Annotated in this window: 23 protein-coding genes and 2 pseudogenes; 7 read left to right on the top strand and 18 right to left on the bottom strand. The window is 56.6% G+C overall.

Translation table 11 applies throughout. The features are described from left to right. Positions 1-906: 906 nt before the first annotated feature. The 3 genes from FH08_RS0146535 (at position 907) to FH08_RS0146520 (ending at position 4,690) form a co-directional block, all read left to right on the top strand. A complete protein-coding gene (locus FH08_RS0146535) occupies positions 907-1,983 on the top strand; it encodes a porin (RefSeq protein ID WP_031364919.1) in 1,077 nt (358 codons plus the stop codon). A gap of 614 nt (positions 1,984-2,597) precedes the next feature. Next, the gene (locus tag FH08_RS0146525; RefSeq protein ID WP_031364918.1) at positions 2,598-3,476 is read left to right on the top strand and encodes a tyrosine-type recombinase/integrase; all 879 of its coding nucleotides are present in this window, start codon (positions 2,598-2,600) and stop codon (positions 3,474-3,476) included. Positions 3,477-3,484: 8 nt separating this feature from the next. Next, positions 3,485-4,690 (top strand): IS91 family transposase, encoded by a 1,206-nt coding sequence (locus FH08_RS0146520; RefSeq protein WP_031364917.1) that lies wholly within the window; start codon positions 3,485-3,487, stop codon positions 4,688-4,690. Between the two features lie 388 nt (positions 4,691-5,078). On the opposite strand, the pseudogene FH08_RS49200 reads toward FH08_RS0146520, so the two are convergent. Further along, positions 5,079-5,769, bottom strand: a pseudogene (locus FH08_RS49200) (IS6 family transposase). Between the two features lie 875 nt (positions 5,770-6,644). Here FH08_RS49200 and FH08_RS0146510 point away from each other — a divergent pair. Continuing rightward, entirely contained in the window at positions 6,645-6,830 is a 186-nt protein-coding gene (locus tag FH08_RS0146510) for a hypothetical protein (protein ID WP_031364916.1), read from the top strand. A 572-nt stretch (positions 6,831-7,402) separates the two neighbouring features. Here FH08_RS0146510 and FH08_RS0146505 read toward each other — a convergent pair. The 5 genes from FH08_RS0146505 to FH08_RS0146485 all read right to left on the bottom strand — a co-directional run bounded on the left by FH08_RS0146505 (position 7,403) and on the right by FH08_RS0146485 (position 11,428). Continuing rightward, positions 7,403-8,257: an alpha/beta fold hydrolase gene (locus FH08_RS0146505; protein WP_051889045.1), complete on the bottom strand. Its 855-nt coding sequence runs from the start codon at positions 8,255-8,257 to the stop codon at positions 7,403-7,405. Positions 8,258-8,312: 55 nt separating this feature from the next. Further along, entirely contained in the window at positions 8,313-9,131 is an 819-nt protein-coding gene (locus FH08_RS0146500; protein ID WP_031364914.1) for a hypothetical protein, read from the bottom strand. After that, on the bottom strand, positions 9,115-9,414 hold the full coding sequence (locus FH08_RS0146495) for a hypothetical protein (protein ID WP_152603109.1): 300 nt from the start codon (positions 9,412-9,414) through the stop codon (positions 9,115-9,117). The genes FH08_RS0146500 and FH08_RS0146495 overlap by 17 nt, the downstream gene beginning before the upstream one ends. 10 nt (positions 9,415-9,424) lie before the next feature. After that, complete coding sequence (locus tag FH08_RS0146490; RefSeq protein ID WP_419178062.1) at positions 9,425-10,261, bottom strand: aspartate dehydrogenase; 837 nt, start codon at positions 10,259-10,261, stop codon at positions 9,425-9,427. Positions 10,262-10,441: 180 nt separating this feature from the next. After that, the gene (locus FH08_RS0146485) at positions 10,442-11,428 is read right to left on the bottom strand and encodes a hypothetical protein (protein ID WP_031364911.1); all 987 of its coding nucleotides are present in this window, start codon (positions 11,426-11,428) and stop codon (positions 10,442-10,444) included. Between the two features lie 262 nt (positions 11,429-11,690). Here FH08_RS0146485 and FH08_RS0146480 point away from each other — a divergent pair, with 262 nt between their 5' ends. Further along, positions 11,691-12,662, top strand: coding sequence for a LysR substrate-binding domain-containing protein (locus FH08_RS0146480; RefSeq protein ID WP_051889043.1), 972 nt, complete (start codon positions 11,691-11,693; stop codon positions 12,660-12,662). Here the strand turns inward: FH08_RS0146480 and FH08_RS0146475 are convergent. The 6 genes from FH08_RS0146475 to FH08_RS0146450 form a co-directional block, all read right to left on the bottom strand. Then, positions 12,644-13,921: a Rieske 2Fe-2S domain-containing protein gene (locus tag FH08_RS0146475; RefSeq protein WP_031364909.1), complete on the bottom strand. Its 1,278-nt coding sequence runs from the start codon at positions 13,919-13,921 to the stop codon at positions 12,644-12,646. The two genes, FH08_RS0146480 and FH08_RS0146475, sit on opposite strands and share 19 nt — an antisense overlap. A 60-nt stretch (positions 13,922-13,981) precedes the next feature. Continuing rightward, on the bottom strand, positions 13,982-14,329 hold the full coding sequence (locus FH08_RS0146470) for a non-heme iron oxygenase ferredoxin subunit (RefSeq protein WP_235210729.1): 348 nt from the start codon (positions 14,327-14,329) through the stop codon (positions 13,982-13,984). Further along, entirely contained in the window at positions 14,319-15,260 is a 942-nt protein-coding gene (locus tag FH08_RS0146465; protein WP_031364907.1) for a 2-hydroxyacid dehydrogenase, read from the bottom strand. Before FH08_RS0146465 ends, FH08_RS0146470 begins: the two co-directional genes overlap by 11 nt. 14 nt (positions 15,261-15,274) lie before the next feature. Further along, a complete protein-coding gene (locus FH08_RS0146460; RefSeq protein WP_031364906.1) occupies positions 15,275-15,697 on the bottom strand; it encodes a VOC family protein in 423 nt (140 codons plus the stop codon). 69 nt (positions 15,698-15,766) lie between these two features. Then, on the bottom strand, positions 15,767-17,011 hold the full coding sequence (locus tag FH08_RS0146455; RefSeq protein WP_035568937.1) for an NAD(P)/FAD-dependent oxidoreductase: 1,245 nt from the start codon (positions 17,009-17,011) through the stop codon (positions 15,767-15,769). Positions 17,012-17,041: 30 nt separating this feature from the next. Next, positions 17,042-18,202 (bottom strand): Rieske 2Fe-2S domain-containing protein, encoded by a 1,161-nt coding sequence (locus FH08_RS0146450; protein ID WP_031364904.1) that lies wholly within the window; start codon positions 18,200-18,202, stop codon positions 17,042-17,044. Positions 18,203-18,609: 407 nt separating this feature from the next. Between FH08_RS0146450 and FH08_RS0146445 the strand changes: the two genes are divergently transcribed. Further along, the gene (locus tag FH08_RS0146445) at positions 18,610-19,308 is read left to right on the top strand and encodes a GntR family transcriptional regulator (protein ID WP_051889042.1); all 699 of its coding nucleotides are present in this window, start codon (positions 18,610-18,612) and stop codon (positions 19,306-19,308) included. A gap of 2 nt (positions 19,309-19,310) precedes the next feature. On the opposite strand, the gene FH08_RS49935 is transcribed toward FH08_RS0146445, so the two are convergent. The 6 genes and pseudogenes from FH08_RS49935 to FH08_RS0146420 all read right to left on the bottom strand — a co-directional run bounded on the left by FH08_RS49935 (position 19,311) and on the right by FH08_RS0146420 (position 23,686). Next, positions 19,311-19,799: an FCD domain-containing protein gene (locus FH08_RS49935; protein ID WP_235210728.1), complete on the bottom strand. Its 489-nt coding sequence runs from the start codon at positions 19,797-19,799 to the stop codon at positions 19,311-19,313. Between the two features lie 132 nt (positions 19,800-19,931). Then, positions 19,932-20,000, bottom strand: a pseudogene (locus FH08_RS54615) (hypothetical protein); the annotation flags it as partial. 65 nt (positions 20,001-20,065) lie between these two features. Beyond that, positions 20,066-21,100 (bottom strand): 4-hydroxy-2-oxovalerate aldolase, encoded by a 1,035-nt coding sequence (dmpG, locus tag FH08_RS0146435; RefSeq protein ID WP_031364901.1) that lies wholly within the window; start codon positions 21,098-21,100, stop codon positions 20,066-20,068. Between the two features lies 1 nt (position 21,101). Continuing rightward, positions 21,102-22,034 (bottom strand): acetaldehyde dehydrogenase (acetylating), encoded by a 933-nt coding sequence (locus FH08_RS0146430; RefSeq protein WP_031364900.1) that lies wholly within the window; start codon positions 22,032-22,034, stop codon positions 21,102-21,104. Then, a complete protein-coding gene (locus FH08_RS0146425; protein WP_051889040.1) occupies positions 22,031-22,801 on the bottom strand; it encodes an alpha/beta fold hydrolase in 771 nt (256 codons plus the stop codon). Before FH08_RS0146425 ends, FH08_RS0146430 begins: the two co-directional genes overlap by 4 nt. An 84-nt stretch (positions 22,802-22,885) precedes the next feature. Beyond that, entirely contained in the window at positions 22,886-23,686 is an 801-nt protein-coding gene (locus FH08_RS0146420) for a 2-keto-4-pentenoate hydratase (RefSeq protein WP_031364898.1), read from the bottom strand. Positions 23,687-24,162: 476 nt separating this feature from the next. Between FH08_RS0146420 and FH08_RS0146415 the strand changes: the two genes are divergently transcribed. Further along, positions 24,163-25,662, top strand: a complete 1,500-nt coding sequence (locus FH08_RS0146415) for a methyl-accepting chemotaxis protein (protein ID WP_160172576.1) — start codon at positions 24,163-24,165, stop codon at positions 25,660-25,662. Positions 25,663-25,668 lie beyond the last annotated feature (6 nt).

Below are 25,668 nucleotides of genomic sequence, written 5' to 3'. Positions count from 1 at the left end.
GCTCTTATCAAGGTCAAAGCCGATGCGGATCACAACAAGTCCAATAGCGAAACCGATCATGAACGCAGCAAATACCCAATCGAGGCCCTGTCTGAAACGTCCGAGGCCGAACTAACGACCAATTGGGTAACCCAGCAAGTCAGATTTCGTTCCTGCACCAAATCCTTGCAGAGCGGCGCTCACAAAAGCTGCGCTGGGGGATGATATTGGCAACAAGCCGACCCATCCGGCACAAGACAGCACAAAGATGCCAATTGCCGCCCGTGGTGCAAACACGCGGTCGAATAAGTAGCCAGCGGCAACCGGTCCAACGACCTCGAACGTCGCGACTACGATTGTCGCCGACGCCGCACTCTGCGCATGCCGGGCCGTCGATATCATGGGCAAATCAATGGTGCATGGTCTTTAGACCGGAAATTTGAGAGATATCGTTCTCTCGGGTCGCCGTTCGGGCTGTTAGGCCAGCCTTCCCTTGTGACCCTTTGCTTGGAAGTCTACTGACTAGCAAAGGAATTGCTTAGCGAAAAAACAACGACCCCACGGTTCTGTAAGCGAGCGTCACGACCATTCCCGCTACGAAGGTTCGTCTTAACGCATGAATTTCGTTAGCTCATGCATCGATGATTTTTCGGTTGTAGCTGAAAAAATGACGACCTACATTCCCCTAACCGGACGGCGATCTGAATTCTTACTCCGGCCAATTACCAGATGAGAACAGAGATAGACCGAGCCGGGAGAGTTTAGTTTGCTGCCACCCACGGTCAAAAACGATAAAAGGCAAGAAACGGCATCGAGACCCTGAGAATCGGGGGAATGCTACGTACCGCAACGGGATCGCGATCTGATTTGTGATGATGTTTCGCTGGTCGCAATTGGTTAAATAAGCTACAGGTTGGAGATTGATGAATGAAACATAAACTTTCGTGTTTTGCCTTGTTATCGATGTTCTCAACATATGCCACAGCACAGTCAAACGTCACGCTGTATGGAGTTCTTGATGAAGCGATCGCCTTCGCTAACAACGCCGGCGGCAGCCATACGGTGCAGACCATCGACAGTTATCACTGGAACACTGCATTCGGAATCAAGGGAACGGAAGATCTGGGGGGCGGACTGAAAGCGCTTTTCGACGTCACCAGCTACTTTGACGTTTCCAACGGAAAACAGTTCAGCTCAAGTACGTTCTTCAGTGGGGGTTCATGGGTGGGACTGTCAAAGTCTGAATATGGAACCGTGACTGCCGGGCGCCATTACGATTACTCGGTCTTTCTTCTGGGAAACACGCCCGGTTACAACTCCACATTCTCGTTTACACCAGCAAATGCAGATCATATGGGCGGGGGGTATCTGGACAATTCGGTTACGTACCGCTCTCCAACGTTACAAGGATTCACGTTCTCGGGCATGTATGCCTTGCCTGGCGGATCGACCGACGCTTCAAATCGTGGCCGTGGCTTTAGCTTTTCGTTGACGTACGCAGGCGACCGCTTTAGGGCCGCAGCCGTGGCGACCAAAATCAACGGTGTCAACTTTACCCCGACGTTGGCAGGAATGAAGACGTTCCTCGGACAGCAAGTAACTCCATATCGCTCGTTTGCTGTCGACTCGCAAGACATCTACGGTGCCAGCGCATCATACAAAGTCACCGAAAATTTGACAGGCGAGGTTGGCTACACCTATGTAGCGTTCAAGGGTTTTGGAGAATACGAATCGATTCGAAGCGCGACAGTTGCCGCTGTGTACGCATTCCAGCCTGATTTGAAATTGACGGTGGGATACGGTCGCGATGGCATTGGTTCCGGGCGACTGTCCAACTACAGCCTCTTCCTGGACAAATTCTTATCGAAACGTACGGATGTTTATGTCGGCACAAGTCTCGCTGCTTCGTCGGGTGCAACCCAGTCGGCAGTGCTGTTCCCCTTGGCGCCTTCGTCAACGACTCGGCAGCTTGCTGTTGCCGTAGGCATTCGTCATTTTTTCTAACGCCATCTGCAACGACGGGCACGTCTAACTAACAACTAGACGTGCCCGTGCCAGCACCCCACCAATCGTTAGGCATCGCCCCCCGCTCTACCCCATTTACAGCCGACCGTTACCGGTCACGCATGTCCGGATAGGTAGTTGATGGCCGGACAGCAGGTCACGGCACTGCGATCGATGTTGCGCTTACGGACCTTGGCAAGACAAAGAAGAGCTTCACCGCTCGCTTCATGCCGCATTGCGCGCGGCTGAAGGCGTCACGTGTCGCTCCTCGACTCTTGACCATATCTCCATGCCGCGTCCTCGAATGCAATGCCGCCCGCTTGAAAGAAGCGCAGCACCGGCATCCCGCGTCTGCATACGAGTAAGGCCGCTTTTCGACAACAATGATGAATAAGCGACAGATTGGTTTTGTCGCGATAATGGCGTAGGTCAATCAAACGTCGAAGTACTAAACCGCTGACGCGGTAGTGGGAGGTAGGCACAGGTCCGTGGCTGACGTTTCATGAAGAGGGTTGTCTGGCGCTGAACCCCGGCGAGGTGGTGAGTGGTATCGCCGGGAGCAGTATGTGAACGCCCGGTTGGGCATTCCACCCACTGCTTCCAGGAGGCTCGCCATGACGCCACTGCGCCAACGCATGCTGCATGACATGCAGATCCGCAACCTTGCAGAGAATACCCAGAAGTCCTATCTGATTCAGGTAGCCAGTTTCGCCCGCCACTTTCGCCGTTCGCCCGAACTGCTGGGTCCCGAGGAGATTCGGGCCTGGCTCATCTACCTCAGCGAAGAACGCAAGCTGGCACCCGCCAGTCTCGGCGCAACGATCGGCGCACTCCGGTTTCTCTACCGTGTGACGCTCAAGCGACCCTGGAGCGACGAGGACTTTCCGTTACCGAAGAAGCCGTTCCGACTGCCAGTCGTCCTCAGCCTGGAGGAGATCACCACCTTCTTCGAGTCGGTCGCCAGTCTCAAGCACCGCACCATCCTGATGACCGCGTACGCCGCCGGACTGCGTGTCTCCGAAGTCGTGCATCTGAAGGTCACTGATATCGACAGCAAGCGCATGGTGATCCGTGTGAACCAGGGGAAGAACCGTAAGGATCGCTATGTAATGCTCTCGCCGAGGCTGTTCGAGATCCTGAGACTGTACTGGCAGGACGCCCATCCGAAGGAATGGCTCTTTCCAGGCAGCATTCCGGGGCGGCCCATCACCCGCCATGCCGTGGGCGACGCATGCGAGCTTGCACGCAAGCGCAGCGGCATCACCAAACCCGTGACGCCCCATTCTTTGCGACACGCGTTCGCCACGCATCTGCTGGAAGCCGGTACTGACGTGCGCCGGATCCAGCTGCTGATGGGCCACAGGTCCCTCTCGACAACGTCCCGGTACTTGAAGGTTGCCACCAGCACCGTGTGCGCCACCACCAGTCCCTTCGACCTGCTGCCGCACCCTGCACCCATTCCATCCCCGCCACCTGCACCCCAGTACTTCTGAGCGCAGTCATGCGACCGGCGCTCGAAGTGGCGGACATTTTCCGCCAGTGTGGGCCCAGTTTCCGGCTATCCCATGCCGGGGGGCTCAGTCGTGTGCAGCGACGCGTGATGAGTGCCATCGAGCTGTGTCGTACCGCAGCGCTTGGTGCCCATCTCGAGCAGTGCGATGCATGCGGCTATCAGCGCATCAGTTACGACTCGTGTCGTAACCGGCACTGTCCGAAGTGCCAGTCACTCGCCCGCGCGCAATGGCTCGAACGCCGGCATGCGGAGCTCCTCCCCTCGACCGAGTATTTCCATGTCGTCTTCACGCTTCCCGAATCCATCGCCGCTCTCGCGTTCCAGAACAAGAGGACGCTCTACGATCTGCTGTTTCGCGCCAGCGCCGAAACGTTGCGCACGATCGCCGCCGATCCGAAGCACCTGGGCGCCGAGATCGGCTTCCTCACGATCCTGCATACGTGGGGACAGAATCTGCAGCATCACCCTCATGTGCATTGCGTTGTGCCGGGCGGCGGCATCTCCCCGGACGGCGAGCGCTGGATCGCCTGCCGTCCCGGCTTCTTCCTGTCCGTGCGGGTCCTGTCACGGCTCTTTCGCCGCCTGTTTCTCGAACAGCTGCGCCGCGCTTACGACGCCGGCGGGCTGCGCCTGCACGGTCAGTTCGAGTCCCTAAGCGATCCCGTCGAATTCGCAGCCTGGCTTGCACCCGCGGCTCGGGCGGAGTGGGCGGTCTACGCCAAGCCACCCTTTGGCGGTGCCGAACACGTGCTCGAGTACCTGGGCCGCTACACCCACCGCGTCGCCATCTCCAACAACCGGCTGCTCGCCTTCGACGGGCACACCCTGCAGTTCCGCTGGAAGGACTATCGGCACGAGTCCAGACAAAGAACCATGACGCTCACCGCCGACGAGTTCATCCGTCGCTTCCTGCTGCATGTGCTACCTGACGGCTTCAAGCGCATTCGCAGCTACGGGTGGCTCGCCAACTGCCACCGTGCCGACAAGCTCGCCACCTGCAGGCGGCTGCTCGGTGTCGAGGCTCCCGCCGCTGCCGCAGTCGAGCCCGGGGAAGACTACCGTGACCGCTACCAGCGACTCACCGGCAAGTCACTGCGCGACTGCCCCGTATGTGGCAAGGGACACATGCTCCGCATCGAAGACATGCCCGGCAGCCTTCCACGAGCCCCGCCAGGTCCCACCCATGCGCGCTAGTTGCCATCGCACCTGTTTCCGTACACGTTCGCCTTTCCTGACGAGGCCAACGCGGCTGCACTCGTGCCTTCGATCTGCTGGCGCGCCAGCGTACTCCAAAATGGCGGGTGATTTGCCGGTTCACGCGCACATTCGCGCTTCCTTTACACGTGATGTTTCCCACTCTCGCCGGAAGTCCGTGTTTGATCGCCCCTGCAAGACTTCACAAATTACCGCGGCGTTCATTCAATGCCCATAGCGGCCACCGCCTGTGGAGCGGTTTAGCACAAACATTTTTTTGATTACCGGTCGCGGATCAGGTCCGACGACATGGCGATGCGCTGGTTGCCGCGACCGCCAACCAAAAAAATCTCTGCCATATGATGAGGATTGCTTATGCTAGCCAAGATTAGAATGGATCAGAAGCAGAAGGCTCTGTGCCGCGAGCACACTTCATTTGTCCCTTGACGATCATATGCATGACTTCGATACCGCCCAGAAGAATCCTGGCGCAGCGAAAAGTCTTAAATCCGCGCATCAGTCGAGTGCATCGGTTGATCACCCGGTGATCCTGTTCAACAATATTGTTGACATACTTGGCCTAGCGGATCTTGATCGGCAATCTCGCGATCGGCGTTCACGGCGCGCAGCCCGGCGAGGTCAGCGCCGCTCCTGTCCAACCTTACCGTTTTGGGAGCAGTATTCCGTCCGGTGGCCTTCTCGAAGGACTGTCGCGCAGCTTCCTGTCCCGCTTCGCTCGAAGCAGGAAGTCAACCGTGTTACCCGCCTTGTCGACGACGCGATAGAGATATGTCCATTTGCTGCGGACCTTGACGTACGTTTCGTCCATCCATCAAATTCGGCCAACGGCTGGGCTGTGGCGGCGAAACGCCTTCTCCAGAACCGGCGACGCCTTGATGGTCGAGCGGTACACCGTCAAATAATCGACATCAATCCCGCGTTCGACCATCATCTGCGCAAGAAGCCACAGGCTCAGCGGATAAGCCACGTACCAACGGCACGCATAACAGGATGATATCCAGTGGATCGTGCGGGCGCTTGAGCACCTTCTTCACAGCAGGATTCAGGTCTTGCTTCATCGATCAATTCGTTCGTCGTCACGCCCTAAGCAAAGCAAAGCGCCTTACGCGACAGGACAGAACGGAAGCCTTCCCGCGAGAACGCGATTGGCCAAACACGTGTTCCCGAGCGATAGGCTGAACCAACTCTCTGCAAACCGCTGCGAGCTCTTCAAAAGCGATTTCGCTGTGGAACAAACACGTTCGATGATCGGTTAGGAGCGACGGATCGATCATATGGCCAGTCCAACTCCGCGGGCTCGTCTTCAGTTGCAAACTACCCGCGGCTTTTAGGCGTTCTCTTCTCTACGGCGCCTGATTCTTAAGGCGCAGAGCTCGCTTTATCGGTGGGCTTCCGTGGGCTTAGCTTTGGTGCCGATTGAGTGTCGTACGGCGAAGCGGTTCGATCGGTGTCTTGTTTAAACGCACCTTTATCTAGTTGCCTGAGTTGAGAGCGATTTGCCGTACGCGCCTGCTCCCGCTCGTGCTTTCTTGCGTCCTTCGCGGCCCTCTTAGCCTCCTTCGTACTTTGTACGTTCGACGCTTGTTCATCGGCATAGCTACTTCCAGAAGCGATGCTTAGCCCGAAAAGTGCAACGCACAGTGCGAGCCCAACTCTATTAGTTCGCATATACCGCCTCGTAAAGGATACATCTTTGGGGGGGAAAGGACATATTTCGTTGGTTCATTACGTCGCAACATGAGTTGCGATTCCGGCTTGTGATCATAAAAGATGAAACTTGCTCAGACAAGTGAGTTTCGCGCACATGACGGATCAGTTTTCTAGCGATGTAGCTTGCGTCTGGCAATCACATAGCCAACCTCCTTCCGATCGAGTAGCAACGGCCCGTAGAGTCAAGGTCAGACTGACCGACTTGACGGACAGGAGGCGCGGCATGGACAAATTTGGCGCAATAGACCTGCACTCGAACGACGTTGTGGTGGTGATTTTCGACGAGGCTGATCGGATTGTCTACCAGCGGCCCTTACGGAACGATCTGATACAAATTGGAGCGGGCCTGAAGCCATATCGTGAAGAGCTAGTGAAGGTCGTAATCGAACCGATCGGCGCTATCACGTAGCAGTGCCGATCACAGAAGACGACCTTGTCGCCCTTGACATTCTGTGGCCACTGAAGCCGAGATTATCACCTCCTTTCCTGGTTGCTGTGGTCGTGCCGTCACCGTGGATGAAGGTGATGTCCAGACGATCGCCTAGCCCAAGCTTGAACACCGAGCCGTCGAAAATGGCATCAAAACAGCCATCCGCTTGCCACCACCAAAAGGCGCATTAGATGCGCGTGTAGTGGATCTCCGGATGGCCCAGCCCATTCTTTTCGATCGGCAGATCCTTTCACTGGCAGCCCAGGTAGAGCAAACGCAAAATGTAGTAGAAGATCGCATGAAAGCTCATTTTCTTCGCGGGGCCGCAACGCGACGGCCCCTGCTTAGACGCGGCAAAACAAATTGCTCGAACTGCGCCACGCTCAAATTCGTTGGAATCCCTTGCCCTAGCTGGGGTTTCGCCATTTCGATCACCAAAGCAACGGGATTCTAAACTAACCGGTTCGCTCGTATCTACGTAGTCTCTTTTCTGTTGCGGTTTTTAGGCCAATCCAGTGCTGAAAAACCCCGCAACCAGTTGCGGAAGAGTTTCATTGCGAATCGACGATGAACGCGTCGTCGCGCAAAAATCCGATCGTGAACATCGCAAACTCGCGAGGTGCTTCGATCATCACCCAGTGACCAACGTGGGGAACGATGAATCCCCAGGAATTTTCAAGTAATCCCAAATATCCGTAGGTTCTTGCAAGCACGGCCACCTTGTCCTCCTTCCCACCGACGACAAGTGTTGGCACTTTCACCGAGGCGATTTGTTCGCGTTCATAGGTTAACTTCGACTTGACAATGTGTTGAATCGCCACTCGTGCATCTTCGTTCTGCATGATCTCGTGACGATACTCAACCAATAAAGGATCGACGACATGCCGCGAACCAACCATTGCATGCATGATTCGCTCCATCCCTTCGAGCGTGAAATCATAGCCTTGCAGGTTCTTCATGTAAGACGGGTCAGGATTGGCGATGCCCAAACCGGCACTGCCCATTAACACCAGTTTCTGTACGCGTTCAGGATGTTCAATCGCCAGACCGAGCGCTGTCGCGCCTCCCATCGAATTGCCGATGAGGTTCACTTTATCGAGACCTAGTGACTCGATGAAGCCGAACAGATGAAGGTTCCGGTTCGCCTGTGTGTAGGCATAGGCGTCGGGCGACGGTTTATCCGTGCGTCCAAATCCAGGCATGTCAAGGGCGATGACCCGGAAGTATTGAGCATATTCAGCAAGGCAGCCCCGCCAGTTACCCCAACCATCCGCACCGGCCCCACCTCCATGAAGCAGAATCAGCGGTGTGCCCGAGCCAATATCAAGATAGTGTGTGTTGATTCCATTCACTTCGACAAACCGACTTGCAGATTGAATATGTGTAGGCAATGCGGGATAGGTCATTGATGATCCTTGTTTGCAAATATTGAAGATTCGAAGCGCGGCAACAACTGTTGTTTCAGGTTGCCTCGATGTGCATCAATACACCTCCCATTCCCGTCCACCACGCGGTCATTTCCTCGTAGTAGATCTGCTCACCCGCACTGTCGCCGGAGGCCCCCGCCATGAACGCCCACGTTGCAATCTCGAGGCCGCCATTGCCACCATCAAGCATGATCGATTCGAACGAGAGGTCGGCAAGCGCCGCACCATTACCTGAAATCACCGCCTCGATGATCTGCCGATCCCAATCGCCGTTGACCGTCCCTGACTCCGGCAAGCAGATCCAGTGCGATAAACCTCCCGTCGCCACGACCGCAACGCGTTCTCCATCCGGGCGAGCGACCTGCACATACTCTCGGACGGCCTTTCCAAATTCATAGCTTCGTGCGCAGGTCGGAGCGGGTGTCATCACGGTGTTGATGTATATCGGCACGACCGGAATGGTCGCGCCTCGATTGACGATCGCGTTCGGCATCGCAAGCCCGTGATCGGGTCTGATGTTCTCAATAGCCACCAGATCGAAATTCTTACGGGCACCAAAGTTGATCAGACCATTCGCAAAGTGTCTGTGCCCTGAAAAGGAGTCAGGCGGCACGCCTAGGTCGCCGAGCGGCGTCCACCGGTCAGAAATTCCGACGGCCAGCGGGATCTGGCAATCGAGTGAGAAGTTGTTCAGATGGTCGCTGGTCACGATCAACATGACATCGGGCCGAGACGCCCGAATGGCCCGTCCAATCGTATCGATCCCGTCGAAGATGCGCTGAGCCTGTTCTTCCACTCCGTCCGCCACACCGAACGTGTGAGACGTCGCGGCGGCGCTAACTATCTGTCCCATCGCTGCGGTCCCCCTTCTCTAGAAACGATTGAATCGACGCGGGCGCGAGTTTTAGCAGGTGACACGCGCCGAGGAACTTGAACTGCAAATTCGGATGGACATGCAGGTCCCTTAGTGCTTTTCGTGGATCCTCCTTGAGTTGCAAGCGCTGCTCGAGAGGCACGCCAAATTGTTCGTAGACGGCGTCTGGCTCCTCCCGCAAACGCCGAACCGTTTCCGGACTATGAACAAGCGCGAAGATGAGTCGATGCAACTCAACCGGTGGACGTCGTTCTTCGTGCACGAGGTGCTCCTCAAGTTCCAACACGCATCGGGGAAGACATTTTTCGCAACAGCGCAAGAACACTTTGGGCCGTGATGCGACCGGTCTTCGGATTATTCGTAGGGATGTTTTCGATTGACATTGAAAACAGCGCAGCATCCGACTCGACCGTAATGGTGTGCATATTCCGCGTGATGTCGGGATCGGCCCATATTTCCAGCTTGGTTTGATCGGGCCCGATACCCGCCAGCGACAGCGCCACCGCCACATTCAGGTTGGCCGGGAAGCCTTTTGCAGCCTCTCGAGCGGTTCCCGAGAAAATTCTTGTGCGCTCGACGATACCGTCGAGCGTGATGCCTTGTTCCGCGAGGTACGGCGCGCCAAGCAGGCCTTTCACCGGCTTTCTGGTGACCATTTTGACCGACGTAATAGTGCCTTCTGCGGCAGCGGTCACGGCATCAAGACCGAGCAACGCCCCCGTGGGGATGATGATCTGTCCACCGTGTTCCCGAGCCATGTCGATCAGCTCGTCGTGGCCGAGAAGCGCGCCACAACTCAGCACGACAATCTGCTTCCCCGCAGTCAGCACCGGGGCGGCGATTTCAGTCAACAGTTGCGCCGGCGCGCATTCCACCACGATGTCACACAGCTCAGCCATTTCCTCGAACCCAACCAGTCGCGGTTTTCCGCTCAGCTGTGCTGCGATCCACTCTTCAGCAGCCGAGGCATTACGTGCCGCGACAGCACTCAGTTCAATGCCCGGGATGCCTTGATCCAACGCTTTAGCCAAGGATTTTCCAACCGTTCCAAGTACTGCAATTCCGACGCGTTTTGGCCGGCTACCTTTACGTTCTTCCGTATGCATCATTCTCTCTTATCCATTTATGACTGCGGTCGGGGTGCGGCCAACGCGACCGCAAGCTCATCAGCCGTCCATCAGAAACGGATCATAAAAATGCAGCAGTCGCATCACAACCGATTTATTTGCGCGCGACCAACCACCATTACTCATGCGTTAGAGGTGGCCTGAATCGAGCCACATCGGTGGCTACGACCAGGTCGCAAAGGCCATCGCGCAGCCCGTACCTGCCGGGCTCCGATAGCATGGGATATAGTCGATCAGGTCCATATTCATGCCGTCAACTGCACCGGCCAACGCCGACCAGCAACGAAATTCCGAATTGCCTGATTGCAGTTTCTTGAGTGGGAGATCGGCGTGCGGTCGCACCCCGCCAATAGCAAGTTTCTGAAGAAAATCGCGATCGAACGCTTCGTCGACAACGAAGTGACTCAAGCCGCCCGTCGACATGACGACCACCCGGAGATCCTCATCCCACGATTCGACCTGACGGCGAATCGATTCGCCGATTTGATAGGCGCGCAGCGGCGAGACGTTGTTCGGCGGGTAATAGGTGTTGATGCTGACGGGAATCGCGGGAAATACCTTGTCGGTCATCAGCTTATGGTAGACGTATCCGAATGAATGACTCATTGCCTGATCGTCCTTGAAATATTTCGACTGTGCGATATCGAATCCGTCGTTCATCATGCCTCGGATCAACCGTTCGGCTTGTACCGACGCCACCGGGTAGTCCTTCTCTTCCTGCGGATACCAGAGCTCCTGATCGAGATCCGGGTCGTATTTCCACTTCATAATCCCTTTGGGCCGATAGGGGATCGTCTCGCCCCAATAGACTGAAAGCGCGGGCATGTTGTCGTCGTGGAACACCTCTTTGTGATCGTCACCGATGATGACCACGATGTCTGGATCGACTTCTTTGAGAATCGCTGCCAATCGCGCTACGGCCGCCTGATTTTGCGCGTGCCGCTGCTCCAGCTTGTCCCGCGTAATCTCTTCGAGAATCGCCGGATCAGCCTGCTCCAATAGTTCCGCGTAAGTCACGCGCGCACCCGTCTTGTCGTGCAGCACAAAAAAATTCTGATCATCCGTCGCCGCCCGCGCAAGCCAGGCCGAGGGTTTCATTAAAAGGGTCGGACTGTGCGAAGACCCGATACCCATCACAATCTTTGCCATTGATAGTTCCTCTAATATTGAAACGATTGAACACCGTATACAATCAATCTTGCCTGAGTTGAGTCGGGAAGATTTTCTCTACGACCCGTCTCAGGTTGGCTCTTCCACCGTACGTTGTTATCGACTGATGGTAGAAGGGCAAATTCTCCTCAACAAACGATTTTTCCTACGCCCAACGTGCGCAGAAGTCATGCGTCACGCAAACGATGACTACCATGTCAGCCGGCGGGCAAGAGAGTCAGTACGGAAACGGGTGCAACACATGAACTATCGCCTTCCTCCTCTCCTTGCATTACGGGCGTTCGAAGCATCCGCTCGGCATCTATCGTTCACCAAAGCCGGCACTGAGTTACATCTGACTCAGGGCGCCATCTCAAGGCAGATCCGGCTGCTCGAGAGCTTCCTCGGCCACAAGCTCTTTGTTCGCCTTACTCGCAAAATCGAAATGACCCACGCCGGGCAGGAATATTTCGAATCCGTGCAGGAAGCGCTAACCATCATTTCCCATGCAACACGCAGGGCAGTCCGGGATACGCATCGCGTACTAACACTGGACGTCCTGCCCACACTTGCCACCCACTGGCTCATGCCGAAGCTCGCGCATTTTACGGAGCGCCATCGCGACATAGAGGTACGTCTAATCTCGTCGATCGAACCGGTCGACGTGCATAACGAAGAAGCGGACATCGCCATTCGTGTGGGCAAGGTTCCGGGGACACGTTACGACCGGAGTGCTCCACGAATCGACCTCGATATGACCGATAATTGGAAGGGTTTATATATCGAGTACCTCTTTCCGGACGTGCTTATTCCCGTTGTTTCACCCCAGCTCATCAATGACGTTGGTCCGATCGATACGCCTGATGATCTTCTGCAATATCGCTTGATCAATACCGCAAGCCGGCGCTATGCGTGGACCGACTGGCTTGCCTGCCATGGGCTGCAACAACCTGTCGACGCACACGCTCTCGACTTCGGTCACTTTTTTATGGCACTGCAGGCAGCCCGAGACGGAAAAGGTGTTGCAATCGTTCCCCAAGTTATCTTTGAAAACTATGAAGGCCGTAGTGAGCTAGTCGCGCCTTTCCCGGGTGGGATGCAAAGCGCGGGAGCCTATTACCTGCTTGCGCGCGAAAGCGCACTGCAGGACGAAGCCATTCGCCTGCTCTGCGAATGGCTCACCGAAGAAGCGGCTCACTTCTCACTGCAGGCCGATCAAACCACTTCGGTATAGGCAGCAGTTCCGGAATGAAAATCGACGCCGTGACTAAGAATCGCGGCAGCTGATCGCACCCGGTACCATTCCGGATGGTTAGCGACGTCAAGTTGCCCCGTGTTTTCCAACTGACTCGCGAGCTTAAGCAGCGTGCGCCGAAATCCGACAATCGCGGCATCGCCTGAACCCAAATTCTCCTGCGAACGGTCTACGATCGCGCCCATGCTTTCCTGAACGGCAGTGTCCTGCATGCCGATCCCGTCGATGCCCGTCGAACTATGAAGTCGCTGCCGGGCACGATCGATGCCGTAGTCGGTATCCGCCGCGACCAACGGCCGGTAAGAACCGTCGTCCATCACTTCCGAGTGCACTGCGCCGTGATCCAGTTCTTCCTGACTGAGAGGCCTGTCGCTGTTCCAGGTCATGGTAAAGACCCAGCAGTTATAGTCATCGATCGGAGTCCATGCATGGCCCATGTAAGCACGGCCCTCCTTGATCGGCGCGATCATCGTGTAAAAAGGTGCGAGGAATTGCGTCACACGCCAATAGTATTCGCTCTCGCCTGCGTTTCGGCGCGCACCGATAGCCATGCCGTAGTTCGTCGGACGGACGAAGAACTTAGGCGCTGTATCCGAAGCGAGGTACGGAATAGCCAGATTTGGTGAGACCTGGCGCTGTCGGAACGGCAGTTCGGGGTGTTCTGCGTTGAGGTGACTGTGGAGAATACCGACATGGCTTGAATCGATCCCGCCCTCCACGCCTTGCGCATAATTCGTGCGCTGAAGACGTTTGGTAATAAAGCGGAAATTCGCAGGCACCAGTCCCCATTCGAGTTCCGGCAGTTTCGGCGGCATCAGTGCCGGATCGCCCATATACGCCCAGATTACCCCACCCCACTCAACGACCGGATAACTCTTGATACGGGTATCACTTTTCATCTGAGTGTTTTCCGGTTCCGCAGGCATGTCGACGATAGCACCGGACACATCGAACTTCCATCCGTGATATACGCAACGCAAGCCACATTCTTCATTGCGTCCAAAAAACAGGTCGACACGACGGTGCGGGCAGTACCGGTCGAGCAAGCCAATCTTCCCGTTTGTATCCCGAAACGCAACGAGATCTTCACCAAGCAAACGGACCCGGATCGGCGGGCAATCAGGAGCCGGTAATTCTTCGGGCATCAGAAACGGCATCCACATGCTTCGGAATGCCTTACCCATCGTTGTGCCCGATCCGACGCGGCACAGTTTTTCGTTATCTTCTTTGCTGAACATGACGGCAACCTCGCAATTGAATACTGCGTTGGGGACGCAGCTAGGTGTTATCGACCGCGCTCACTCGATCAAACCGAATATTTCGTCGCCTTCTTCAACGACTCGGTACGTTTTGAGCGGCGCGGTGCACGGTTTCTCGACAGCCTTTCCCGAGCAGATATCGAAGGCTCCCCCATGCAGCGGGCAATAGATAGTCGTGCCTTGCAAATCACCGCCAGAAAGAGCGACCATGCCGTGCGTACACATGTCTTCAGTGACGTAGATCTGCCCGTCGACGTTATAAACCGCCAGACCGTCATCCACTTCTTTCGGACAAACCTGAATCACCCCGTCGTTCGGAACGTCCGTCTTACGGCACAAAAATATCTTCTTTTCCATAATCGATAACCAATTCTCTTTAATATCCACGAACCAGATCGACCTTGCCAGTGGGCGTTAGCCCGCTCTCGATCGCCGCAATTTTTCTTGCAACCTGCTTGATGCTCTCATCGAGAAGCGTTTGAGCGGATATATGCGGCGTGATCGTGATGCGCGGGTCGGTCCAGAACGGATGCATGGATGGGAGCGGTTCGACACTGAATACGTCGAGCATCGCGCCTGAAATCCGACCGGTCCGAATAGCGTGCATCAGTTCGTCCTCGACTAGATGAACCCCACGGGCCAGATTTACGATGTAAGCGTCTTCGCCCAACTTCGCGAAAGTTTTCGCGCCAAGGACTCCGCGTGTTTCTGGCGTATTTGGCAACAGATTGATCAGCACCTGCACGCCTTCGAGAAAAGCGTCGAACGACGCCTCTCCGCAGAAACAATGAACGCCTTCCACCGATTTGGGGGTTCGGCTATGACCGCGAACGGCTAGTCCGAAAGAAGCGAGCTTTGCAGCCACCGCGGCTCCCAGGCTGCCAAGACCCAGAATGCCGACCACAAAATCGCTTGCGACGCGCGGTTCGAGCGGCTTCCAGAGACACTCTCTACGTTGGAGCTCATAGTCGTCGAAGCGTCGGAAATAGCGCAGCGTCGCATAACAGGCGTACTCGACCATTTGCGCCGCCATACCGGCGTCTTCGATACGATAGATCGGGACATCTTGCGGAATAGCGCCGGGATGGTTCGCATCGAGATCAAGGATCCCATCAACGCCCGCACCCATATTAAAGATTGCACTCAGGCCCCCCTGGCCGCGTAAGACTGCCGGCGCCGGCTTCCACACCAACGCGTAGTTCGCCAACGCGCTGTCGCCTTCAGCCCACACGCGTACCCGCGCATCGGGCAACGCCTGGCGTAATGAAGTCAGCCACGGTTCCGGATCTTTCCCAGTCATAGCCAATAAGAGTTCCATGCTTAGGTCGCCCTCTACTTGGCAAAGAGTTGCTTGAGGTCTGTCAGGGCCTTGAATTCCAGTGCGTTGCCGCATGGGTCTATGAAGAACATGGTCGCCTGTTCGCCCACTTGCCCTGTGAAACGAATCTGTGGCTCGACCACAAATTGCACACCTGCAGCGCGAACGCGCTCTGCCAGTTCACTCCAGTCGTCGAGTGCAAGCACGACGCCGAAATGGGGGATCGGGACCTCCTTGCCGTCCACATCGTTGGTCGCAACTTCTCGCGAACCGCGGCAAAGATGGGTCACAATCTGATGCCCGAACAGATCGAAGTCGATCCAGTGTTCGGAGCTTCGCCCTTCGGAGCAGCCAAGGACGTTGCCATAGAAGTTGCGCGCCGCCTCGAGATCGTTGACAGGAAACGCAAGATGGAAAGGCCGTATTTCGAAAGTCATTGTTGCAGCACCCTTGCAATTTTGGGGATGCGTTAATCGCTAACGCGTTCAATGCTCTGGTCGGATCCGCTAAGCGGACACAGTCGGACGCCATTTGGCAAGATCCGTTTGCGGATCGGAGAGTGTGGCGTCAGGCACTCGCGCACCGGCACGAACCAATGCTTTTCCTGCTCTCATGTCCCGAGCGGCGTTGACCGAACTCACGCCACGAACTGCGTCGTCAATCACGTGGAAGATCGCGAAAGATCCTGTAGCGGGATCACCCCTGAGCACGTCACGCTCGCCGTTCGCCAGACCGAACGACTGAACGCTGAAGTCGTACTGATCTGACCAGTAGCCGCAAATCTCTTCATAGTCTGGCGCGTCCGACACCATAGCGCTGCCGACGTGCTCGCCATGGGCTGCTGCGTGATGCCAGTTTTCCTGCCGGTCCAGATTTGCTATTCGCGCGTTGTAGTGAAACGCAACTTCGCCGGCCGCGTAGATGCGCTTGTCCTCCGTCAGTCCCTGGCCATCGACATGGATGCCGGCTGCGCTCGTCTTAAGGCCGGCCGATTGCGCCAACGCGATGTTCGGCACCACACCGACACCAACAACGATTGCGTCCGCCTCGATGACGCATCCGTCCGAGAGCGCCACCCTGTAGCCGGATCCAACACGGGTGACGCCGATGATCGTCTTCAGCGTTCGGATGTCCACATGGCGCTTGACGTGTTCCCCCACGATGAAATCGCAGAGTACTGGACACGTTGCTCGTGCCATGGGTCGTGCCGAAGCCTCCAGGACCGTCACAGCGATGCCTAGACCCGACGCCACCGCGGCGACTTCCAACCCGATCACGCCGGCGCCAACCACAAGCAGACGTCGGATGCCCGGAAGGGCATCCCGCAGAGCGACTGCGTCCGCAAGCCGTCGAAGGTAAAACACGCTTTCCATCCCTGGCGGCAGGATCGGCAACGTGCGCAAGGACGAGCCAGTCGCTATCAGCAACTTATCGTACGGGACACAAGTCCCGCCCGAGAAATGGACCCGCTGGCTTTCGCGGTCGATACGTTCCGCGGCACTGCCGAGTTTCAACTCTATTTCGTGCTCTACGTAGAATGTCTGATCGCGCAGGTCGATGCGGCGTGCCTCCTCCGGGTCCTGAAGCACTTTCTTTGACAGCGGGGGGCGGTCATACGGATTCTCCGCCTCGTCTCCCGCCAGAATGACACGGCCATCAAACCCCGCTTGGCGCATGCCCTCAGCAGCGTAAACGCCTGCCAATCCTGCACCAACAATAAGAATAGTTTCAATACTTTCCGCGCTGCTCATTCAGGTACTCCCGGACAAGAGACCGACTGCTCACAGATGCTCAGGCTTTTGAATGCCGCGTGCATTGCGATGACACAACTCCCGCCACTTGATCAGCGGAGAATCCCCTTCGATCAGCATCTCATCGAGCCACGCCGTATCGCGCCTGTAGAACTTCTGCAGCGCAAGGCGGGCCTCGATATCCTGTGCATTGAAATTCTCGAAACCAACCGGTTTCCACCGGTTCCAGAATTCGTGCGTAAAGTGCGCCTTCTCCTGTTCGGTCGAGACACGCTTTCCAACGAGCATGACGTATAGGTGCCGTTCCTCCGTTATCGGGACATAGAACTCAAACTGCGTGATGTCCTGGTCCGGAAAATCGTCAACTCGCAAGCCACACGGCATCCACAACGATGCGGCCGTGGTCCGGGTCGGCTTCTCGGATACCCGTTTGGTGCCGGTCACGACCACTTCTCCGTCGACCTTGCCTTCCCAGATGCTTGTGTGATTCGAAAACGAGTCGTAGACCCCTTTGGGAGCGCCATCCACTTCATGCACTTCGACTTCGCCTGATTGCGCCAGATGGCCGATGGGCAACGAGCGCATCGTGTTAGGTACGAGTTCTGAAGCCCGATGAATGTAGACGTGTAGCCCATCGAAGCCGTTCTCGCATGCGACACGCCAGTTCGACTCGACCTCATAAATCGCACAGTGCATCTCAAGGTCTGCGTCGAGAAACGTAGGCGGAACGTCTTCTGCAAGCGGCGGCGCCTCGACGCCGTCGTCGCCGACGAACACAAAAACAAGGCCCTTCGCTTCCTGCACCGGGTAGGTTCTTACGCTCCGCCGCCCGATTGCCTTGCTGTCAGGCGAGGCGAGGATATCGCAAAGCTTTCCGCTGTCCCATTTGTACGTAAACCCGTGGTACCAGCAGGTGATGGTGTCCGGCGTGTAGCATTCTATTTTTTCTGAAAACTTGACGCCGCGATGCAGGCATCGGTCGCGAATGGCCTTCACTTCACCGTCAACCCGTTTGAGGAGGATTTCTTCACCACATACCGTTGCCTGGGATACCTTTCCCTCGAGAACGTCACCAGAAAGCTTGACTGGGTACCAGTGATTCCTGAAACCCAGCTTCGCCGCCAGATAGTTGCGCCAGCGCGGCACCTTATCCAGCAAGCTGGCATCCACGAAAAACGCTTCTTCACTCATTTTCGATAACTCCGGGTGGTTTGGTCCCTATTGCGTACTGTATGCAATGAAAATTGCTCGCGCAACCGCGGCCACCGTCCCAAGTGTGGACGATGCAACGCGAAACGCACCAGCAGAATGCGTCGCGCAACGGTTGGTTACATTGTATGCAGTATGCAATAAAATTATTAAATTATCGCGAGCCTGCACGTGTACCGATGACACAAGGCGCTAGACGATCGATATATCGTAGATGGGTACCTAGCAGGCAACAACCGATTTCAAAACCCCGCATGCATTAGTCTGCTTCATGCGTCATCGGATACTTGCGGAACCGCTTGCGCAGATCGTCGTCGCATCGCATCATTGGATGCGGGTTTCATCGTAGAATTGATATTTGCAACACTCTCCTGACCTAATCGAACGCCATGAGCACCACTCGTAAAGTTATCCAAAGCGATCGGCTGCGCGATCAGATTTACCAGCTACTGCGGGAAGACTTGCATGGTGGTGTAATACCAGCAGGCTCGCGGCTCGTCGAACTGGAACTGGCCGGGCGCTATGGTGTGTCCAGGACACCCGTTCGGGAAGCGCTGTTCCAACTGGCGCGTGAAGGGTTACTCGTGCGAACGGATCGCGGCTACTCACTCATGACCGATACGCCGCAAGACTTCTTGCAACGAATGGAGGTCAGGCTGTTGCTGGATCCGCCGCTTGCGGAGCACGCTGCGCAGTATGGGACTGCGAAACAGATTGAAGCGCTCGAAGTCGCGTACGGAAAAATGAAGAAAGCTGCAGAAGGATCACGATTTGCGGCATTCGTCGCCGCGGCCCATCAATTCCGCACGCTTCTGCTAGACATGAGTCATAACATCGCATTAGCCCGCGTGTGCGCCGTTCTCGAAGATCAGTTTCTTTTGGTGCGCAATGAATACTACAAAGATGAGGAAAACCGTAAGATCTCGGTGCATCGAGACGGATTGCTCCTAGAGGCGATCCGCGCTCGCGATTCGAAGGGTGCGGGACGAGCGGCGAGAGACTACATCGAAATTCTCATCGCAACGCATGCCCCGGCGACAGCTGCACCGTCGAGAAAGCGCCGTGCCATTGGTGATATTCCTGCGTGATCTCACGAGACGCCAGGTGCTTGCCCTTTTGTCGCGTCCGCGACATGGATCGAATGCGCGAGCCGGAGCGGCCCCTGTCGCTCCGGCGAGGTATAAACGTCTACCGCCGTCGAGCCCGCCGCACACCCCGCCATGAGATTGCCAATGAAATGACGGGTCTCTAATTCGGCAGCCTCTGCGTCTTCGCGTTGAAATGTGCCGACCAGGGCGCAGAGGTGTGTCAGAGTATCTACGCGGTTCCTCGTCGTCTGAAAGAGTGCCGCTCTAGCGGCAATGAAATCGTCTTCGATGACCTCGCAACATCGCCCCAACGCAGCGTTGGTACACATCTGGGTCAACCGCTTCTGGAAGCGATGCACGACGCAGGCAAAGTCGCCCAAAGAACCATTGAGCAGCAGCGAGCGAGCTTCGGTCGTCAGAGTTGAAAGCATTTCGATCTGCGCGCGCGGACCCGCGTGCGCGACCTGAGCCGCCATGACAGGATCGAGCAAGCGCTTGACGTTGAGTCGTTCAAGCACTGCAGCAGCTGGCATAGCGGGAAGACCGTAGCCGCGCTCGAGCGGCTCCAGAAGACCTTCGCGCGCGAGCTGAAAAAGCGCCTCTCGAACCGGCGTCCGGGACACGCTGAATCGCAATGCCAGATCAGCTTCAGTGAGTCTCTGTCCGGGCGCGAGTTTTCCGCACTCAACCATATCGCGCACCGAATCATAAACCTGATCGCGCAGACGCTTTCCGGCGACGGATCGAGACCCGCCAGTCATACCCCGGCTGGCAACGGAGCCTTGTACCCGCCAAGCAGGTCAAGGGCGACGTCCACAATCATATCCTCCTGTCCGCCAACCATCTTGCGACGACCAAGTTCGGTGAGAATCGATATCGTCGGAATGTCGTACTTGTGTGACGCCGCCTCTGCATGTCGCAGGAAGCTCGAATAGACTCCGGCAAACCCGAGCGCGAGCGTTTCGCGGTCCACTCTGACCGGTCGATCCTGAAGTGGTCGGACCAGATCGTCCGCAGCGTTCATTAACGCGTAAAGGTCGCAATCGTGAACCCAGCCCATGCGCTCGGCGACCGCGACAAAGGCCTCCAGCGGCGCATTACCGGCCCCTGCACCCATCCCTGCGAGGCTAGCGTCCACGCGATCGCATCCTTCCTCGACCGCCACGATCGAATTCGCCACTCCAAGAGAGAGGTTGTGGTGCGCGTGAATACCAGTCTCGGTCGCAGGAGAAAGGGCATCCTTGAACGCTCGCATCCGTGCGCGAACGCCGTCCATGGTTAGCGCCCCTCCTGAATCCACCACGTAGACGCAGGTCGCACCATAGCTTTCCATCAGTTTTGCTTGTTTGGCCAGTTCTGCCGGTTCGATCATGTGACTCATCATGAGAAAGCCGACCGCCTCCATGCCAAGGTCACGCGCCTTGCCAATATGCTGTCTGGCGACATCCGCCTCCGTACAATGCGTTGCTACCCGCACGATTCTCGCGCCAGCGTCATACGCGTTGCGCAGATCATGTGTGGTGCCAATGCCGGGTAATAGCAGAGTTGCCACCTTGGCATGCTGAAGCGTTCCGGCAACCGCCGCAATCCACTCGACGTCACTATGCGCTCCAAAGCCATAGTTGAAACTGGACCCAGCCAGTCCATCTCCGTGGGCCACTTCGATTGAATCGACCCTCGCCTCGTCAAGCGCGCGTGCTATCGCTTTGACTTGTGCAATCGAATACTGATGTCGTACAGCGTGACTGCCGTCGCGCAGTGTCACATCAGAGATGTAGAGCTTCTTGTTCATATCAGGAACCTTTGAGCAATGAGGCGATTTGCTCGCCACAAGCGAGCGCGGCCGACGTCATGATGTCCAAATTCCCCGCGTAGGATGGCAAATAATGTCCGGCGCCCTCGACTTCGAGGAAGACGCTTGTCTTCAGGGCGGCCCGCGAATCTGAGACGCCGATGCCCGCCGGCATGTCATCGAACTGCACTCGCTGCTTCAGGCGATATCCCGGTACGTATCGACGCACGCGTTCGACCATCGCCTCAACTGCGTCTTCGATCAGTTGCCTGTCGGCTGCGTCGGACAACGTGTACACGGTATCGCGCATGATCATCGGCGGCTCCGCAGGATTCAACACAATGATGGCTTTACCTCGCGTCGCCCCGCCCACCACCTCGATTGCCTTTGACGTCGTCTCGGTAAATTCGTCAATATTGGCGCGGGTGCCGGGTCCAGCTGACTTGCTCGATATCGATGCCACAATTTCCGCGTAGTGAACCGGTGTTACTGACGAAATGGCAGCTACGATGGGGATCGTCGCCTGTCCGCCACACGTGACCATGTTGATATTGGGCGCGTCAAGATGCGCGTCAAGATTGACTGCAGGCACTACGAAAGGGCCAATCGCAGCAGGTGTGAGGTCGATCACCCGAACACCATGCGACTGCAGGAGCTCGTGGTGACGTGCGTGTGCCCCAGCGGACGTCGCGTCAAACGCGATACCGATGCTAGAAAAGCCTTGCATCGCGAGCAGTCCGTCAATACCGGCAGCCGTTGTTGCCACGCCGAGCCGGCCCGCGCGCGCGAGGCCGTCTGATGCCGCATCGATACCGACCATCGCAGCCATTTCAATCCCTCGCCCGTGACGAAGTATCTTGACCATCAGATCCGTCCCGATATTTCCCGAGCCGATGATCGCTACACGTATTTTTGAAGCGTCCGTCGTATTCATTTATTCGATCCTTCCTGCAACCATGCGCCGACGCGCGTGTTGAAAGCGTCCGGGTCCTCGAAATACGCGGAGTGACCCGCACCAGGCAAATTGATCAACGTAGCACCAGGGATGCACGCGCAGACCTCGGCGACCACGTCTTCGGGAAACAAGACGTCCTCAGTGCCCACGACAAATGCAATCCGCACACCCGTTGCTGCTAGTTTTTGCAACGTGTGTGCGGGCTGCTGGCCGACCAGTGTTTTAACGGTATAGCGGTTAAAACCCGCGATCTGTAAATACAACGTGGTCATCGCTGGCGCGCGAGCAAGATGAGTTCGCCCCAAAACACGCTCCGCCTGGCTCAGATCCGCCGTCTTGTTCAGCACATCCTTCATCCGTAACGCTAGCGAATCAGGCAATGTCAATCCGACCAGCGAGTCGGCGATCACGACGGACACGACACGCTCTGGAAAGCGGCAAGTGAAGTCGATGGCAGTACCAGCCCCCATTGATTGGGCGACGATAGACACCCTATGAAGTTGGAGTTGCCCAAGCACGGCCAGCAGGTCGTCGGTGAACCTAGAGCGTCCTTCCAGTTCGGCGTCATTCGATTTTCCAAAGCCCCGTGCATCAATAAGGATCAGTTGAAAACGGTCCCGCCATACCGCCACCTGATTGAACCAGCTCGCATGATTCCCTCCTACGCCATGCAATAAAACGAGCGGAGGTCCTTTGCCATGCACTTCGAAATAGAGCCGGCTGCCCAACTGTTCAACATAGGGCACAATGGCCTCCTCTTCGCTGACGCGATGTTTTTGAAATACTCAGAATGTAAAGTGTTCGCAAGACCAGGGCAGCGCAAGGACACGTTAGGGCAACGCAGCAGGCGCATCGAACGAGACTGAAACCGTCCCGAAACCACCGACCGTCGCGCGATAGGTGTGACCTTTCTGAACTTTGACCATTGGACCTAGAGCACCACTCAAGACCAGTTCGCCAGCGCGAATCGGCCGCCCCACTTTCACCATTTTCCGCGCAAGCCAAAGCGTCGCGATGAAAGGATTGCCTAAACACGCCGCTCCGCTACCGCTCGAGACGACCCTATCGCCGTCATAGAGTTGCATCTCGCAGTCCACGACATCGCTTTCGCTTGAGATGGCCGTCTTGGAACCGATAACGAATCTACCTGACGAAGCGTTGTCCGCAATGGTTTCGACAATTCCAATGCGCCAGTCCACGATCCGACTGTCGACGACCTCAAGCGCTGGAGCAATCCAGTCGATACACGCCACGAGCCCGTCGACATCGAGGTCAGCATCGGTAACGTCGCGGGAAAATCCAAAGGCGATTTCAGCCTCGATTTTGGGTTGCAGCAAGCCCGCCACGGTGTCGTTCCGGGAATCTTCAATACGCATGTCGGCAAACAGGACGCCAAAGTCAGGCTGATCTACACCTAACTGCTTCTGCACCGCGACCGAGGTCAGTCCAATCTTGCGTCCGACAATCGAGCGCCCCTGAACTTCCACAGCATGTTGGGTGTTGATGTTCTGTATCCGGTAGGCAGCTTCGACGCTGCCTGCAAATGCCGCCGAAAACGGTTCGATCGGATCACCCGCGTAGGCCGCCCTGAGTCGTGAAGCGGTTTGCAGTTCCAGTTCGACGGTGTTCATACCACTCCCGAAAGTCATAGCGCGTATCGCAGAGCCATTCGACCGCTCTACGTCTCGCTAAGGAGAAAACGATAGTTTTGTGCACTGTATGCAATGTGTCAACGCACCATGCACGCTTAATTTGCCGTGTAACGACTACGTCTGGTAATGCATACACTCGACCCAGCAACCACCCGGAGCCGCTACTGCTCCGGGAAAGCGAGTCACGATCCCCTCGTGCGGGACATTCCTGATCCGATAGCAAAGGATGCGGACAATTGACGGTCTGCCGACTAGCAGTTCTTTCTAAACCTGACAACCGAAAAATCGGCTTTCCAACCCGCATTTTGAATCGCGTGTTTGTCGAAAGATGAGGGAGTAAAAATGATTGGTTCAACACGTTCGTGTCACGCGGTGACTGCGAACCGGGCGAACATGAAGGGGGAAACATGAGTGTGCAGCACGATACAGCTCGGGAAAAAGACCAGATTTCCTATATGATCACCCGAACTAACAAAACTGAAATTGCATATGCGAATGCCGCGTTCGCACACGCAACGGGATATGCGATTCAGGAAGTGATTGGGTCGCCGTTCGTTCGCTACCTCGATCCGGCAACTCCAAAAGCGGTGGGCGAGGATATTTCGGCCACCGTCCTGGGTGGCGCCCGCTGGGAAGGTGTCTTGGGGGTGAAACGGCGCGACGGCTCGTGTCTCTGGGCACTAACAAGCATCTCGCCGTGGTACGAGAATGGCCAATTGACTGGGTCGACAGCCGTACGCACACACGCAAGTGCCAAACAGATCGCGAGTGCTCAACGAATCCACCGTCTGATCACAAAACATCCCCGACGCTATGAGGTGAAGGCCGGAAAGCTGCAGTTCGCCGGACTGGCGGCTATATTCAACCTCTTTCGCGCTGATCGATTCGCCTTCTTAGCGGTTGTATCCGCGGTCACTCCCGCGTTGATCCTCACCGCGCTGAACGCTGCCCTCGCCGCGGTCGGAACGCAAACAACACCCTTCGAACTCATCGGCGCAGGGCTCGCGCTGTCTGCTCTCGCGGCTAGCGTCGTCGTCACCGTGGTCCGCAGAGAGGTCACAGCGCCACTACGACGCGCTATAAACGGCCTGCACCTCCTCTCCTCTGGCGAATTGCAATCGGAGGTGAAAGCGCAGAGTCACGGTGACCTTGCAGCGCTCACGTATGCACTTCGTCTTACCCAGGAAAGTTTGGTCTCGATGATCGAAGAGATCCGCGCCGGCATCGCTTCGATGACCGTGTCGACGACCCAACTGTCCGCAGGCAACAGCGATCTTTCACGACGCACCGAGAGTCAGGCCGCGGCGACTGCGCAGATCACAGCAAGCCTCGGCGGCCTGATGGACCTCGTCTCGCGAACTGCGGCAAGTGCCGGGAACGCGGAACGGCTGGCGGATTCGGCCGCGCAGACATCGAGCCGTGGAAACCTCGCGGTGGAGGCCGTTGTCGAATGCATGCATGAGATTGCACAGGGTGCACGCCAGATGACCGAGGTCATGACGACGATCGAAGCCATTGCCGCGCAAACCAACCTCCTGGCGCTCAACGCCGCGGTCGAAGCCGCACGCGCCGGAGAACACGGACGCGGCTTCAGCGTCGTCGCAAAGGAGGTGCGAGTCTTGGCGAATCGTGCTGTTGAAGCTAGCTCGCACATTCGGAAACTGATTGGAGCGTCGCTTAAACGGACCGAAAGCGGCCAGACGCGGGTGAATGCCGCAGCAAAAGCGATCGATGAACTCGGCGGTGCGATATCGAATGTCAACGCGCTAATGGCAGAAATTGCAGCCAGCAGCGTGCATCAGAACGATGCATTAGACGAGATCCACCAGGCTCTAGCCGATATCGACGAGACGACACAACAGAACGCCGCTTTGGTCGAAGAAACGAGCGCGGCGACGGAATCGCTGGCAGCTCAGGCCCGTGCGCTTGCCATGACGGTAAAGGTGTTCAGATGAGTCACC

Source organism: Caballeronia sordidicola (genome assembly GCF_000729995.1).
In the GTDB taxonomy this organism is placed as follows: Bacteria; Pseudomonadota; Gammaproteobacteria; order Burkholderiales; family Burkholderiaceae; genus Caballeronia; species Caballeronia sordidicola_A.
This window is presented reverse-complemented; position numbering and strand designations above follow the sequence as displayed.

What these genes read in the sequence shown, in the direction of transcription:
- FH08_RS0146490 (WP_419178062.1), bottom strand. Translation starts at nt 10,261, where the DNA reads ATGATGCATACGGAAGAACGTAAAGGTAGCCGGCCAAAACGCGTCGGA.
- FH08_RS0146460 (WP_031364906.1), bottom strand. Translation starts at nt 15,697, where the DNA reads ATGACTTTCGAAATACGGCCTTTCCATCTTGCGTTTCCTGTCAACGAT.
- dmpG (WP_031364901.1), bottom strand. Translation starts at nt 21,100, where the DNA reads ATGAACAAGAAGCTCTACATCTCTGATGTGACACTGCGCGACGGCAGT.
- FH08_RS0146500 (WP_031364914.1), bottom strand. Translation starts at nt 9,131, where the DNA reads ATGGGACAGATAGTTAGCGCCGCCGCGACGTCTCACACGTTCGGTGTG.
- FH08_RS0146520 (WP_031364917.1), top strand. Translation starts at nt 3,485, where the DNA reads ATGCGACCGGCGCTCGAAGTGGCGGACATTTTCCGCCAGTGTGGGCCC.
- FH08_RS0146525 (WP_031364918.1), top strand. Translation starts at nt 2,598, where the DNA reads ATGACGCCACTGCGCCAACGCATGCTGCATGACATGCAGATCCGCAAC.
- FH08_RS0146420 (WP_031364898.1), bottom strand. Translation starts at nt 23,686, where the DNA reads ATGAACACCGTCGAACTGGAACTGCAAACCGCTTCACGACTCAGGGCG.
- FH08_RS0146465 (WP_031364907.1), bottom strand. Translation starts at nt 15,260, where the DNA reads ATGGAACTCTTATTGGCTATGACTGGGAAAGATCCGGAACCGTGGCTG.
- FH08_RS0146475 (WP_031364909.1), bottom strand. Translation starts at nt 13,921, where the DNA reads ATGTTCAGCAAAGAAGATAACGAAAAACTGTGCCGCGTCGGATCGGGC.
- FH08_RS0146445 (WP_051889042.1), top strand. Translation starts at nt 18,610, where the DNA reads ATGAGCACCACTCGTAAAGTTATCCAAAGCGATCGGCTGCGCGATCAG.
- FH08_RS0146450 (WP_031364904.1), bottom strand. Translation starts at nt 18,202, where the DNA reads ATGAGTGAAGAAGCGTTTTTCGTGGATGCCAGCTTGCTGGATAAGGTG.
- FH08_RS0146480 (WP_051889043.1), top strand. Translation starts at nt 11,691, where the DNA reads ATGAACTATCGCCTTCCTCCTCTCCTTGCATTACGGGCGTTCGAAGCA.
- FH08_RS0146485 (WP_031364911.1), bottom strand. Translation starts at nt 11,428, where the DNA reads ATGGCAAAGATTGTGATGGGTATCGGGTCTTCGCACAGTCCGACCCTT.
- FH08_RS0146415 (WP_160172576.1), top strand. Translation starts at nt 24,163, where the DNA reads ATGATCACCCGAACTAACAAAACTGAAATTGCATATGCGAATGCCGCG.
- FH08_RS0146510 (WP_031364916.1), top strand. Translation starts at nt 6,645, where the DNA reads ATGGACAAATTTGGCGCAATAGACCTGCACTCGAACGACGTTGTGGTG.
- FH08_RS0146535 (WP_031364919.1), top strand. Translation starts at nt 907, where the DNA reads ATGAAACATAAACTTTCGTGTTTTGCCTTGTTATCGATGTTCTCAACA.
- FH08_RS0146455 (WP_035568937.1), bottom strand. Translation starts at nt 17,011, where the DNA reads ATGAGCAGCGCGGAAAGTATTGAAACTATTCTTATTGTTGGTGCAGGA.
- FH08_RS0146430 (WP_031364900.1), bottom strand. Translation starts at nt 22,034, where the DNA reads ATGAATACGACGGACGCTTCAAAAATACGTGTAGCGATCATCGGCTCG.
- FH08_RS0146505 (WP_051889045.1), bottom strand. Translation starts at nt 8,257, where the DNA reads ATGACCTATCCCGCATTGCCTACACATATTCAATCTGCAAGTCGGTTT.